This is a genomic window from Mammaliicoccus sp. L-M44 (assembly GCF_022386355.1).
Taxonomy (GTDB): Bacteria; Bacillota; Bacilli; order Staphylococcales; family Staphylococcaceae; genus Mammaliicoccus; species Mammaliicoccus sciuri_A.
Window position 1 is genome coordinate 29,288 of the sequence record NZ_JAJNIU010000005.1, and the last position, 14,052, is coordinate 43,339.

Annotated in this window: 17 protein-coding genes; 15 read left to right on the forward strand and 2 right to left on the reverse strand. The window is 31.4% G+C overall.

Features of this window, described 5'->3' with window-relative positions; all coding sequences use genetic code 11:
• The 3 genes from groES to LQ611_RS03930 all read left to right on the forward strand — a co-directional run bounded on the left by groES (position 1) and on the right by LQ611_RS03930 (position 2,647).
• Positions 1-285: a co-chaperone GroES gene (gene groES, locus LQ611_RS03920; protein ID WP_025905068.1), complete on the forward strand. Its 285-nt coding sequence runs from the start codon at positions 1-3 to the stop codon at positions 283-285.
• Between the two features lie 43 nt (positions 286-328).
• A complete protein-coding gene (gene groL, locus LQ611_RS03925) occupies positions 329-1,954 on the forward strand; it encodes a chaperonin GroEL (protein ID WP_239709358.1) in 1,626 nt (541 codons plus the stop codon).
• A 129-nt stretch (positions 1,955-2,083) separates the two neighbouring features.
• Entirely contained in the window at positions 2,084-2,647 is a 564-nt protein-coding gene (locus tag LQ611_RS03930; RefSeq protein ID WP_103360834.1) for a GNAT family N-acetyltransferase, read from the forward strand.
• Between the two features lie 31 nt (positions 2,648-2,678).
• On the opposite strand, the gene LQ611_RS03935 is transcribed toward LQ611_RS03930, so the two are convergent.
• Positions 2,679-3,197 carry a methylated-DNA--[protein]-cysteine S-methyltransferase gene (locus LQ611_RS03935; protein ID WP_103360835.1) on the reverse strand — a complete coding sequence of 173 codons (519 nt, stop codon included), beginning with the start codon at positions 3,195-3,197 and terminating at the stop codon, positions 2,679-2,681.
• Positions 3,198-3,312: 115 nt separating this feature from the next.
• On the opposite strand from LQ611_RS03935, the gene LQ611_RS03940 reads away from it, so the two are divergent.
• On the forward strand, positions 3,313-4,125 hold the full coding sequence (locus LQ611_RS03940) for a MetQ/NlpA family ABC transporter substrate-binding protein (protein WP_103360837.1): 813 nt from the start codon (positions 3,313-3,315) through the stop codon (positions 4,123-4,125).
• A 51-nt stretch (positions 4,126-4,176) separates the two neighbouring features.
• Here the strand turns inward: LQ611_RS03940 and LQ611_RS03945 are convergent, their stop codons facing one another.
• On the reverse strand, positions 4,177-4,353 hold the full coding sequence (locus LQ611_RS03945; RefSeq protein WP_037589573.1) for a hypothetical protein: 177 nt from the start codon (positions 4,351-4,353) through the stop codon (positions 4,177-4,179).
• Between the two features lie 164 nt (positions 4,354-4,517).
• On the opposite strand from LQ611_RS03945, the gene LQ611_RS03950 reads away from it, so the two are divergent.
• From LQ611_RS03950 to gntK, 11 genes are all read left to right on the forward strand, one after another.
• Complete coding sequence (locus LQ611_RS03950; RefSeq protein ID WP_103360838.1) at positions 4,518-5,801, forward strand: aminotransferase class I/II-fold pyridoxal phosphate-dependent enzyme; 1,284 nt, start codon at positions 4,518-4,520, stop codon at positions 5,799-5,801.
• 156 nt (positions 5,802-5,957) lie between these two features.
• A complete protein-coding gene (gene pmtR, locus LQ611_RS03955; RefSeq protein WP_025905075.1) occupies positions 5,958-6,335 on the forward strand; it encodes a PSM export ABC transporter transcriptional regulator PmtR in 378 nt (125 codons plus the stop codon).
• A 1-nt stretch (position 6,336) separates the two neighbouring features.
• A complete protein-coding gene (pmtA, locus tag LQ611_RS03960) occupies positions 6,337-7,212 on the forward strand; it encodes a phenol-soluble modulin export ABC transporter ATP-binding protein PmtA (protein ID WP_239709359.1) in 876 nt (291 codons plus the stop codon).
• Positions 7,213-7,869, forward strand: a complete 657-nt coding sequence (locus LQ611_RS03965) for an ABC-2 transporter permease (protein WP_103360840.1) — start codon at positions 7,213-7,215, stop codon at positions 7,867-7,869.
• Positions 7,866-8,531 carry a phenol-soluble modulin export ABC transporter permease subunit PmtB gene (gene pmtB, locus LQ611_RS03970; RefSeq protein WP_103360841.1) on the forward strand — a complete coding sequence of 222 codons (666 nt, stop codon included), beginning with the start codon at positions 7,866-7,868 and terminating at the stop codon, positions 8,529-8,531. The genes LQ611_RS03965 and pmtB overlap by 4 nt, the downstream gene beginning before the upstream one ends.
• Before the next feature lie 17 nt (positions 8,532-8,548).
• Positions 8,549-9,421: a phenol-soluble modulin export ABC transporter ATP-binding protein PmtC gene (pmtC, locus tag LQ611_RS03975; protein ID WP_119494130.1), complete on the forward strand. Its 873-nt coding sequence runs from the start codon at positions 8,549-8,551 to the stop codon at positions 9,419-9,421.
• Positions 9,418-10,146 carry an ABC transporter permease subunit gene (locus tag LQ611_RS03980; protein ID WP_103360843.1) on the forward strand — a complete coding sequence of 243 codons (729 nt, stop codon included), beginning with the start codon at positions 9,418-9,420 and terminating at the stop codon, positions 10,144-10,146. The genes pmtC and LQ611_RS03980 overlap by 4 nt, the downstream gene beginning before the upstream one ends.
• Positions 10,147-10,207: 61 nt before the next feature.
• A complete protein-coding gene (locus LQ611_RS03985) occupies positions 10,208-10,411 on the forward strand; it encodes a hypothetical protein (RefSeq protein WP_025905081.1) in 204 nt (67 codons plus the stop codon).
• A gap of 51 nt (positions 10,412-10,462) precedes the next feature.
• On the forward strand, positions 10,463-11,653 hold the full coding sequence (locus LQ611_RS03990; RefSeq protein WP_103360844.1) for an amidohydrolase: 1,191 nt from the start codon (positions 10,463-10,465) through the stop codon (positions 11,651-11,653).
• Positions 11,654-11,795: 142 nt separating this feature from the next.
• On the forward strand, positions 11,796-12,503 hold the full coding sequence (locus tag LQ611_RS03995) for a GntR family transcriptional regulator (RefSeq protein WP_025905083.1): 708 nt from the start codon (positions 11,796-11,798) through the stop codon (positions 12,501-12,503).
• 9 nt (positions 12,504-12,512) lie between these two features.
• Complete coding sequence (gene gntK / locus LQ611_RS04000) at positions 12,513-14,048, forward strand: gluconokinase (protein WP_103360845.1); 1,536 nt, start codon at positions 12,513-12,515, stop codon at positions 14,046-14,048.
• Positions 14,049-14,052 lie beyond the last annotated feature (4 nt).

The window sequence follows — 14,052 nt, forward strand, 5'->3', positions numbered from 1 at the left end:
ATGTTAAAACCATTGGGAGATAGAATTATTATTGAGAAAACAGAAACAGAACAAACTACAGCTAGCGGGATTGTATTGACAGATTCAGCTAAAGAATCATCTAACGAAGGAAAAGTTGTTGCTGTTGGACCAGGTAAGCGTCTAGAAGATGGTACAAGACTTACTGTAGATGTTGCTGTAGGTGATCAAGTTGTATATCAACAATACGCAGGAACAGAAGTTAAACGTGATAAAGAAACATATATTATCCTTTCAGAAGATGACATTTTAGCAGTTATTGAATAATTTAGATAATATTTTTGAAGATATTTTATGGAGGTTTTTATAAATGGCTAAAGAACTAAAATTTTCAGAAGACGCTAGACGTTCTATGCTTGCTGGTGTTGATAAATTAGCAAATGCAGTTAAAGTAACTTTAGGACCTAAAGGACGTAACGTCGTTTTAGATAAAAAATTCACTTCACCATTAATCACAAATGATGGTGTTACAATCGCTAAAGAAATTGAATTACAAGATCCATATGAGAATATGGGTGCTAAATTAGTTGCAGAAGTTGCGAACCAAACAAATGATGTTGCAGGTGACGGTACAACTACAGCAACTGTCTTAGCTCAAGCGATGATTCAAGAAGGTTTAAAAAACGTAACTAGTGGTGCAAATCCAGTTGGTATTCGTGAAGGTATTGATAAAGCAGTTAAAGTAGCTTTAGAAGAATTACACAATATCTCACAACCAGTTGAGAAAAAAGAAGAAATTGCACAAGTTGGTTCTATTTCTGCTGCTGATGAAGAAATTGGTAAATTTATTTCAGAAGCAATGGAAAAAGTAGGTAATGACGGTGTTATTACTATTGAAGAATCTAAAGGATTCAGCACAGAATTAGAAGTTGTTGAAGGTATGCAATTTGATAGAGGATATACTTCTCCATACATGGTGACAGATTCAGACAAAATGACTGCTGAATTAGAAAATCCTTACATCTTAATTACAGATAAAAAGATTTCTTCATTCCAAGATATTTTACCTATCTTAGAAAAAATCTTACAAACAAATAGACCAATTTTAATTGTTGCTGACGATGTTGATGGCGATGCATTAACAAACTTAGTATTAAACAGATTACGTGGTACATTCACAGCAGTAGCAGTTAAAGCGCCTGGATTTGGTGACCGTCGTAAAGCAATGTTAGATGACTTAGCAATCTTAACTGGTGGTCAAGTGATTACTGATGACTTAGGTCTAGACTTAAAAGAAACAACTCTAGATATGCTTGGTGAAGCAGGTAAAGTTCAAGTTACTAAAGACAACACTACAATTGTTGAAGGTCAAGGTGACTCAGTAAACATCGACGCTCGTGTTGGTCAAATTAAAGCTCAAATTGAAGAAACAACTTCAGACTTTGATCGTACGAAATTACAAGAACGATTAGCTAAATTAGCAGGTGGCGTTGCAGTTATCAAAGTAGGTGCTGCAACTGAAACAGAATTAAAAGAACGTAAATTAAGAATTGAAGATGCTTTAAACTCTACACGCGCTGCAGTTGAAGAAGGTATTGTAGCAGGTGGTGGTACAGCATTAGTATCTATTTATAATAAAGTAGCTGAAGTTGAAGCAAAAGGCGATGTACAAACTGGTGTGAACATTGTGTTGAAAGCTCTTGAAGCACCATTACGTCAAATCGTTGAAAATGCTGGTTTAGAAGGCTCAATTATAGTTGAAAAACTTAAAAACGCTGACGAAGGTATTGGTTACAATGCAGCAACAGACGAATGGGTAAATATGTTAGATGCAGGTATTGTCGATCCAACAAAAGTTACACGTTCAGCATTACAAAATGCAGCATCTGTAGCAGCAATGTTCTTAACTACTGAAGCAGTAGTAGCAGATATTCCAGAAGAAGAACCAGCAGCACCAGATATGGGCGGCATGGGCGGAATGCCAGGTATGATGTAATTCGGTGAATATAACCGACATTACTAGCTAAGAGATATGTATAATACCCTTTCTAAATGGTATTAAACCATATGGAAAGGGGATTTTTATGTTAAAATGAATCTAATTTGTATTAAAGGAGTAGAAAATATGATTAGACCTGCTGTTAAAGAAGATGCGAAAAAATTAAGTGAGTTAATGTTTATGATTTGGCATGATATGGAGCTACCTTTAGTTGTTCAAAATGATAAAGAAACTGTTTTAAGATTACTTGAACAAGCGAGTGTTGAAAGTGAATATAGAAACCATTATAAACATAGTCAGGTATTTGAAATTGATGGAAAAGTAGCAGGCTTTCTTAATTGCTATAGTGGTACTGACGAAAAACAACTTGAAGAAAATTGGCACAATATTGAATTTAAAGATTCATTTAAATTAGAAGGAACGCCGTTACCTGAACAAGAAGCGGATAATGGTGATTTATATATTGATTCAGTTGCGGTCTTTTCAGAATATAGGGGTAGAGGTATTGCCTCTAAACTTATAGAAGATGCATTTGTACGAGCTAAAGAAAGAGGATTTAAACAAGTATCATTAAATTGTGAATTTGATAATGAAGGTGCAATGAAACTATATGAGAAATTAGGATTCAAACCATCATATGATCGAAAACTAAGTGGACATGACTACAAATATATGATTAAACATTTATAATAAACTAAAAAAGTAACATCGGTTGATAATATTAGCCGATGTTACTTTTATTTTTTTCAATATCAAGCAAGATTTCTTTTCGTTCTATGCCACTAGAATAACCACCAATTGAACCATCGGCAGCTATCACACGGTGACAAGGTACAAGAATCGTTATAAAGTTCTTACCATTTGCATTTGCGACAGCACGAAAAGCAGTAGGTTTACCAATATTCTCAGCTAACTGCTTATAAGATATCGTTTCGCCAAATGGAATATCACATAAAGCACGCCACACTTTTTGTTGAAAAGGTGTACCAAAATTAAAATGGATAGGTGTTGTAAAAGTAGAAAGATTACCTTCAAAATAAAGATTTAATTCCTCTTCAAGTTTATCTAAAACATGATTACTTTCATCATTAATTTCTGAATTAAGTTGTTTACGTACAATTTGTAATTCCTCTTCTAACGAAGGCTTATTCGTAAAATGTAGCATTAATAAATACTCATTATTAGCAATTGCTAACATTTCACCAGCATTCGTTTGAATTAACTTTTGATATAAAGCCATAATCATCACTCCTAAAGAAAGTTTAACATATAAAAATTTGATTGACTTTAGATTACTAAATGATAATATAATAATTAAACAGATGAGTTTAGTAGGAATTGAGGGAGATGTTTTTATGAAGAGATACATATTTTTAGCTTTGACACTTATTTTATCAGTTGTGCTAGCGGCTTGTGGAAATAATGATGACAAAGAAAAGAAGGAAATTACAATTGCTACATCACCGGGACCTTATAGTGAGTTGTTTTTGAAAGGTATTAAACCTGAATTAGAGAAGAAAGGTTATACTGTTAAAGATAAAGACTTCACTGAATTACTACAAGCTGATGTTGCTTTGCAAGAAGGTAGTGTGGATGTTAACGTTGATCAACATAAAGCGTATATGGATACATTTAATAAGGAAAGAGATGCAGATTTAACAAATATTACTAAAATACCAACAGTACCTGCACAAATATTCTCTAATAAAAATAAAAATCTTAAAGGTATTAAAGAAGGAGATACAATTGCGATACCACAAGATCCATCAAATGCAGCAAGAGCTTATCGTTTATTAGAAAAAGCAGGATGGATTAAATTAAATGCAGATAAGAATGATATTAAAATCACGAAGAAAAATATTTCTGATAATCCAATGAATCTTAACATCAAAACGATGGATTCTGCTAATATTCCTAGAATTTTAGACGAAGTTGATTATGCAGTTATACCAGGTTCAATTGTTTACGCTTCGAAAGTTGATCCAGCCAAAGGACTTCTAAAAGAAGATTTAGTAGAAGATTTATATTTACAAGTTGTTGTAGATAGTAAAAATAAAGATGCTAAATGGGTTAAAGATATAAAAGAGGCATATCAATCAAAAGGATTTAAGAAAGTATTAGATAAAGAAAATAAAGATGATTATTGGAAAATACCAAAGCAATCATAATATAAATATAGAGACTGGGACATTACCTTATGTTCCAGTCTCTATATTTTTTTACTTCTTTCTATTAGCTTTTTTGCGGTCGCCATTTCTACTTATAAATGCGGCTATTAAAAATAATATTGAAGCGAATGTAAATTGAATGCCTGAGTTGCCGCTTATTTGAATGCCTATTCCAATAATTAAGCAGATTATAGCTAAACCGACAAGAACTTTTGTAATTGTAGACATATGTTTTGCTCCTTTGCTTTATTTATTATATCAATTATTTCTTTGTTATCCAAAAAGGGATGATTTTCTAAAATTAAATGATGAAATTTAGTGAACACACTTTTAATTTTCATAATTCTCGTCTAGTATAGAAGTATCATAACAATGAAAGAGGATGACTTTCTATGAACCCACTAGCATTAGAATTAAATGAACAACTGAAAAAAGAATATCCTGTTGTATTAGATATGCTTTCCGATTTAGGTAAATCTATTTATTATCCAAAGGGTATTTTATCACAATCTGGAGAAGCAAAAGGTACAAAGTATAATGCAACAATCGGTATGGCAACTACTGATGAAGGTATTATGTACACAGATGCTTTATATAATCAATTTGGTGACCAAGATCCAAGTGATATATTCCCATATGCACCGCCACAAGGTGATGAACGTTTACGTACATTATGGCAACAGAAAATTTTAAAAGACAATCCTGATTTAAGTGCTGATGATATTTCTAAACCAGTCGTAACAAATGCATTAACACACGGATTATCTTTAGCTGGAGACTTATTTGTAGATGCCCAAGATACAATTTTATTACCTGAACATAACTGGGGTAACTATAAATTAGCTTTTGGTGTAAGACATAGTGCTAACATTGAAACTTACAAAGCTTTTGAAGAAGATGGCAGTTACACTTTAGAATATTTCAAACATGCTTTAGAACAATATAATAAAGAAAAAGTTATTCTCGTGTTAAACTTCCCAAATAACCCAACTGGTTATACACCAGTAGTTGAAGAAGTTAAAGAAATGGTTGAAGCTATTAAACAATTAGCTGATAAAGGTACGCAAGTCATTACATTAGTGGATGATGCTTATTATGGATTGTTCTTTGAAGATGTTTATAAACAATCTGTATTTACAGCATTAACAGCGTTAAATCACGAAAATATTATGCCGGTTAAAATTGATGGCGCAACTAAAGAATACTTCTCATGGGGCTTCCGTGTTGGTTTCTTAACATTTGGTAGTCAAAATGATGTTGTTAAAGATGTATTAGTTGCTAAATTAAAAGGTTTAATTAGAAGTAACTTATCAAGTTGTTCTTTACCTAGCCAAACTGCAATTATTCATGCAATGGAAGATCCTTCTTTCCAAGATCAAGTTGATCATAACGTGAATATTCTAAAAGAAAGATATGAAGTAACGAAAGAAGTCGCATATCGTGATGAATTTAAATCATTATGGACGCCATATGCATTTAATTCAGGTTACTTTATGGCACTTAAAGTGTTAGATGTAGACCCTGAGCAATTGAGATTACATTTAATTGATAAGTATAGTATCGGTATTATTGCTTTAAATAAAACTGATATTCGTATTGCATTTAGCTGTATTGAAAAATCTGATATAGAACATGTATTTGAATCTATCGCTAAAGCAATCAATGACTTAAAATAATAAAATTAATCAGAGTGTGTATATACAATGTGTATACACACTCTGTTTTTTTATGCCTAAAAACGTTGATTTATAAGCTTTCTATTAAATGAGTTTGACAAATATGTATATAGTGTATATACTGTTTATACACAGTTAGAGAGAGGGAGGTTAAACATGAAGATTCTACTTCAAAATAATAGTAATCAGCCTATTTATGAACAGATTAAAGAACAAATCAAAGCACAAATATTACAAGGTAAAGTAGAACCGGGTGCTTCATTACCTTCTATGAGAGAGTTAGCAAGTGATTTAGGTGTCAGTTTAATAACAACTAAACGTGCATATGTTGATTTAGAACAAGAGCAATTTGTCACGACCATAAGAGGGAAAGGTACTTTTGTAAAATCACAAGATCCCTCAATCATGAAAGAAAAACAATTTATTGTTATAGAGGATTTAGCAAGAGATTTAACTAAACAAGCAAAGTTAATCGGAATGGATGTTAAAGAACTCAATGAAATCGTTAATTTGATTTATGAGGAAGGTGAATAAAATGGACAATGCGATAGAGGTTAAAAATTTAAATTTTAATCATAAAAATCTTAAATTATCAGATGTTAACTTTGAAGTACGTAAAGGTTATGTAACAGGATTTATTGGTGCAAATGGTGCAGGTAAAACAACGATTATACGTATTATTATGGGTCTACTTAAAGAACAAAATGGAGATTTAAAAGTACTTGGAGAATATTTAAGTGAGAACCCAGTTGATATTAAAAATAAAATCGGCTTTGTCTATTCAGAATTATATATGTATGAAAACTGGAATATTAAAACAATCGAGAAAGTCGTCAGTAAATATTATAAAGAATGGGACCACGATGTATTTGAAGGTTATATTAATGAATTTAAATTACCTTATAAACAAAAGATTAAGCAATTTTCAACAGGTATGAAAATGAAATTGTCGTTAGCAATCGCATTAAGTCACCATGCTGAACTTTACATTCTAGATGAACCAACTGCAGGACTTGATCCAGTCATACGTAATGAAGTGCTTGAAATTTTGCAAAGAGAATTAATAGATGAAGAAAAAACAATCTTTTTCTCTACACATATTATTTCAGATTTAGAGAAAATCGCTGATTATGTTGTCTATTTGAAAAATGGATCCATTGTTATTAATGAAAGTGTAGAAGATTTAACGGATGGTTATCGAATCATCAAGGGAGACCAATCTATACTTGATGATGAATTAAGATCGTTATTAATCAGTGTGAAAGAAACGAATACAGGTTTCTCAGGATTAACAAGACAAAGTTCGGTATTTGTTGAGTTATTTGGAAATGAAGTAGTCGTTGAAACACCGTCAATAGAGGATATCATGGTAAGAATTGAGAAAGATCAATTCGATAAGGAAGTGGTATAAATGAAAGCTGTTTTCTACCGAAACTTTCAATATGAGAAAGGATACTACTTACTTTATTTAATCTGCTTCGGATTAGTATTTATAACGAAATTTACTGTGTCTTTTCAAAGTATAGAACTCATGAATGTATTAGCGGTTTATTTTGTCGCAGTTGTTTCAGTACACAGTATTAATCATGCGATATTTTTAAATAAACAAAGTAGTCAAATCTTTTATATGAGTTTACCGATTTCTAAAGTTGATATTGTAAGAGGGCATTATTTATATAACTTATTAGTAACAGGTATTTCATTTATGATGATCATGATCATAGCATTCGTAAAGCAAGACACAATATTTATACAAGCAGGGTTATTTATTATAGCAACGAACTTGTTTACGTTAAGCATTGTTTATCCAACATTTGCACATTTAAATATTAATCAATTAGGTGCTTGGATATTAGTTGCTATGTATGGGATATTCACAATGTTTTACTTTGGGATATATTCGAATCGACATTATCCATTTGCTGAGGCATTTGGTTGGAAAATATTTTTATACTATACACCAGCAATCATATTGTTAATCGTTGCAATCGTATGGTCGATTCAGTTTAGTAGAGCTATCAAACTAGCTAAACAAGATCAAATTACGGTTTATGGAGGTATAAAATGAAGGCAATCTTATATAGAAACTTAATTTTATCAAAATCATACCTATATTTAATGTTAGCTACAGCATTGTTACTACCATTAATAGTCGTATTACCTCTTAATGGATTTATTAAAATAGGTATATTAGGAATAATCGTTGTTATGATCCATATTGTGTTCTTAGTACCAATGTATTTTCTATTCAATAGAATCAATAAAAATCATTCTGAATATACATTTTTAAGTTTACCTGTTAAGCAATCAACAGTGATTAATGCTCATTATTTAACAGGATTAATATTTATTTTATTCACACAATTACTACTTGGTTTATGTACGATTGTAGCATTTTTAATACAAGAACCAGGCATGGAAGTTTCATATGACATTTCAGGCATGTGTTTAAGCATTGCAGGGAATTTGTTGACGATTAGTTTAATCTTACCATTTGCAGAGTATAAAAGATTGATCAAAATTCCTATTATATTTTGGATGATTATAGTCGGTGCAATTGTACCAAACTCAATACAGTTTATAGATTATGTGCTTAAATTCTTTTCAGTACAATCGCATATATTTAAAACACATGATATGTCAATATTCTTAGGCTGTTCCATCATTCTATTTATCGTCAGTTATATCATTTCAATCAATAAAGCGCGTAAACATGCAATTACAATTTAAAGGAGAGGTGAATAATCGTGAAATTAAATAACATACAAAAGTATTACGGTAAGCAACATATCCTCAAGAATATTGACTTTGATTTTGGGGATAGCCAAATTGTCGGATTGATCGGTAAAAATGGTGTAGGTAAAACAACTTTAATGAAAATTATGAACCAGAATATTATGAAATATGAAGGGGATTTCAACAAAGAAAATAGTGACAAAGTGGGTTATTTAATAGAAAATCCTAAATTATATTTAAATAAAACAGGCTATTATAATTTAAACTTCTTTAGAAATGTATTAGGGACTAATGTTGATGATAATTATATCAATATGTTAATCGAGTCATTTGGCATTAAGCCTTATATCGACAAAAAAGTAAAAAAATATTCAATGGGTATGAAGCAGAAACTATCTATTGCAGTTGCGCTTATGAATAAACCACAATATTTGATTTTAGATGAACCAACTAACGGAATGGATCCAGACGGTTCGATTGACGTCTTAAAAACATTAGAAAAAGTAAGTAAAGATTTGAATATTAAAGTACTCATTTCAAGTCATAAGTTAGAAGATATTGAATTAATATGTGATAGAACAGTATTTATGAAAAATGGTGCAATCGTTGAAGATTATGATATGAAAGCTCAATCTAAAGACGTGACTAAATTTATTTTTGATCATTCAAACTATAATGAAGCACTTAATCTTCTTACGATGAATTACAAAGTAGTAACAAGTAATAAACAAGAATCGATTATTTCAGTAGAAGCACTGGAAGATTATCAAGAAGTGTTAAAAGCATTAAGCGCTAAAAATATTTATCCTAAGTTTATTCAAAATAATAAAACGACTTTAAGAGATCAATACTTTAATATTAACAAAGGAGTTGAAGTATCATGAATATCGCCCAACATGTAAAATATGATTTAACGAGAATATTTAAAAGTCCATTAGGCTATTTAGGATTTCTCATTTCATTGTTTCCAGGAATAGCCATCATGATTTCTGTTAAAACGTTAGATGGACCATTTGATGCACAAGTTGTATTGGCTATGTTCTTCATATTTGGTGGACTTGTATTATTAATGTTCTCTATTAGAACGATAGTACGTGATATGCAGTATGGTACGATTCAGTTGTTTTTAAATTCTAAAACAAATAGAGTGAAGTATTTATACGGTAAGTTACTATCAATTATCGGCATTGTTATTATATTTACGATTTTAGGTACGCTATTTACATTATTAGCATCAACTATAATTGATGCAGGCGAATTAAGTGTATCTGACTATTTCAAAATGTTTGGTGAATTTCTACTTATCATGCTATTTTACGGAACATTATTAAATATTCTAAATTTATTAACTGGTAAATCAGCAGTTGTTTATACTACTGCCATCATATTGATATTATTTTTACCTAACATCTTTGATGCATTGATTTTTATTCCTGAAATAGGGGAAGATTTATCAAAAATGATGAAATACAATCCTTTAGACTTTTTACCTAAAATATTGAATCAAGGTTTACTAACAATGAAAGTATCACAAATATGGATATCTGTAGCATGTATTGCTGTATTCACAGGTATCAATCATTACATGATAAGAAATAAGAATATTTAATGGTTTATCCCTCATTTCTATGTTAAATTTAACTTATTAGACATAAGAATGAGGGATATTTTTGGGTAAAAAATTTATTAAACATTATATCATTATTGGTATAATATGTATTGTTGCAAGTTTCTTTTTCCACGGTACACCTAGCTCATTAATGATCGGAGCTGGACTAGGATTTTTCCTAACAGCCGTATTAGCAAAGTTTGAAAAAGAAGATAAAGTTGATGAACATCCAGATAAATTAAAAGATAAAAATGAAAAAAAGTAGCTACTACATCTTGTGGTAGTTACTTTTTATGAAATTGAGGGGGGTGAATCTATGTTACGTAGTTTACTATTCAAAAAGCTCGAACAAAAAGAACAAGATATGATTAAGCATTATCAATATTTACATCAATATCCTGAACCGTCATTTAATGAAGTGAAGACATCACAATATATAGAAGCATTTTATGAAAATAAAGACGTCGTTATACATAATCGTATTGGTGGTAATTACGGACTGATTGTAGAGATTGAAGGCAGTTTACCGGGAAGAACAATTGCATTACGAGCAGACTTTGATGCTTTAAATATTACTGAAGATACGGGATTACCATTTAGTTCTAAAAATAAAGGCTGGATGCATGCTTGTGGGCATGATGCACATACTGCATATTTGTTAATACTTGCGGAATGTTTGATTGAACTTAAAGAGCATTTACCTGGCAAGATTATAATTATCCATCAACATGCCGAAGAGTTAGCACCAGGTGGCGCAATTGACATGATGCAGTCAGGATATTTAAATGGTGTGGACGAAATCTATGGTATTCATTTATTCCCTGATTATACACCTGATGTTATTTCATATAGGAAAGGTCCTACAATGGGTGGTCGATCATTATTTCACCTTAAAGTTAAAGGAAAAGGTGGACATGGATCAAGTCCACACCTAGCGAATGATGCAATTATGGCAGCAAGTACTTTCGTAACGAATGTTCAAACCGTTGTTTCGAGAAGGTTGAATCCATTTGATATGGGTGTTGTAACGATTAGTTCATTTAATGGTTTAGGATCATTAAATGTTATCCAAGATAGTGTGGAATTAGCTGGTGATGTAAGATATATGGAAAGCCGTATAGGTCATCAAATCCATGATGAAATCGAGCAGTTAATTAGAGGATTAGAAGATACATTTAATATTCAATGTGAGTTTAAATATGAATTAGATTGTATTCCACTAGTCAATCACTATAAACAAACAGATTATTTAATAGATATTTTGGCAACGAGTCAAGGTGATTATTTTGAATCTTTAAAAGAACATGAACAATTAACGAGTTCTGAAGACTTTGCGATATATCTTGAGAAAATACCAGGTACATTTTTCTTTGTCGGATGTAAACCATATGGAATTGAGAAAGCGCATTTTAACCATAGTCCAAAATTTGTCGTAAATGAAGATGCTTTATTAACGGCGAGTAAAGCATTAGGGGAAGTTGTACTAAATCGATTATCAATAGAATAGCGTTATATATATAAGAGTTTGGGATTAAAAAAATCCTGAACTCTTTTTTTGTATTTTAAAAAATAAGCAGTAACCGTTTACAAATAATTCGAAAACGTTTACAATAACTTGTATACAAGTATACGAAGTTTGGAGGTATTTTATGAAACATCATTATCATTATCCAAGCGAATGGTTAAAGCATCGTTCAACGGGAGAGCAAGTAGCGAGTGAACTTAGACTAGCAATTATAAGTAAGATTATAGAAGAAGGCGATAAGTTAAGTGAAAATAAAATTGCTCAACAATTTGAAGTGAGTCGATCGCCAGTAAGAGATGCACTTAAACTCCTGCAACAAGATGGGCTTATATCTTTAGAACGTATGGGAGCAGTTGTTATGGGGTTATCTAAAGCTAACCAAAAAGAAATATATGATATTAGGTTAATGTTAGAGTCATTTGTATTTGAAAGATTACTCGTTGAAAATAATGAAGAAGTGATTAAACAGCTGAATAAAATATTAAAAATGATGACTGTAGCTGTTGAATTTGAAGATGCAGATGAATTCACGAGATTGGACCTACAATTCCATGAATCGATGATCACTGCTATTCACCATCAATACATTGAAATGATATGGCATAATTTAACGCCTGTTATGGAATGTTTAGTTTTAATTTCAATGAGAAAAAGAATGCAGAATGAACCTGAAGATTTTAAAAGAGTTATTCATAACCATAAAGTATATATTGAAGCGATTGAAAATAAAGACAGAAATAAAATGAAAGAAGCATTTCATTTAAATTTCGATGACGTTGATGAACAAATTGATGTCTTGTGGAATTCTCAAACTAATATAGATAGAAAGTAGGATTTTGTAATGAAATATATGATTGGTGTAGATATTGGTACAACGAGTACTAAAGCTGTTATTTATGATAGCGAAGGGAACTTTTTGAAAAAACATAATATAGAATATCCAATGACGACCCATGAGATTGGCGTTGCAGAAGAAAGTCCTGCAGAAATATTCGACGCTGTACTATTTACAGTAAAAAAAGTGATTAGAGAAGTTGGTGCTAAGCCAGAAGAAATCAAATTATTAAGTTTCAGTAGTGCGATGCACAGCTTGATAGCAATGGATAAAAACAATCAGCCATTAACTGAATGTATCACTTGGGCAGATAATAGAGCAAGTGAATACGCAGATAAGATTAATAATGAACATAACGGTATAGAAATATATAAAAGAACGGGTACACCCATTCATCCAATGTCTCCATTATCAAAAATTTATTGGTTAAAACATGAACATGCCGATATATTTAAAAACACTGAGAAATGGATAGATATTAAGACTTATGTATTCTATCAATTATTTGAAACATACGTTATGGACCACTCAATTGGTTCAGCGACGGGTATGATGAATTTGAATACATTAAATTGGGATAAAGATGTCTTAAACTTACTTGAAATTAATGAAACGCAATTACCAGAATTAGTGTCAACAACACATATTATGAAGCAAGTTAAAAAGAATTATGCTGATATTATGGGCATCAATGAAGATACACCGATTGTAATCGGCGCTTCAGATGGCGTATTGTCCAATTTAGGTGTTAATAGCTATCGTGAAGGAGAAGTAGCCGTAACGATTGGAACGAGCGGTGCTATTAGAACAATTATTGATAAACCAAAGACAGATGATAAAGGAAGAATATTCTGTTACGTATTAACGGAAGATCACTATTGCATCGGTGGACCAGTGAATAACGGTGGTGTCGTTCTAAGATGGTTAAGAGATGAATTGTTAGCAAGTGAAGTTGAAACAGCTAAAAGACTTGGCGTTGATTCATATGATGTTTTAACTAAGATTGCAAGTAGAGTTAAACCTGGGGCAAATGGTTTGTTATTCCATCCGTATTTAGCTGGTGAAAGAGCACCGCTTTGGAATGCGAATGCAAGAGGCAGTTACTTTGGTTTGACACTGTCTCATAAAAAAGAACATATGATACGTGCTGCGTTAGAAGGTGTTCTACTTAATTTATATACAGTGTATCTTGCTTTAATAGAAGTGATGGATAAAGCGCCTGAACAAATTAAAGCAACAGGTGGATTTGCTAAGAGTGAGGTATGGCGCCAAATGATGGCAGATATATTTGATACTTCTGTTGAAGTACCAGAAAGTTACGAAAGTTCATGTTTAGGTGCTTGCATATTAGGACTAAAAGCTATTGGGGAAATTGAGGATTTTGAAGTTTTAAACAAAATGGTCGGTAAAACATATCAACATGAACCTAATCAAGAGAATGTCGATATTTACCAATCGTTAATTCCGATTTATATCAATTTAAGTCGTAAATTAAATGAAGAATACGATTTAATCTCAGAATTTCAATCAACACATTCATAAGGAG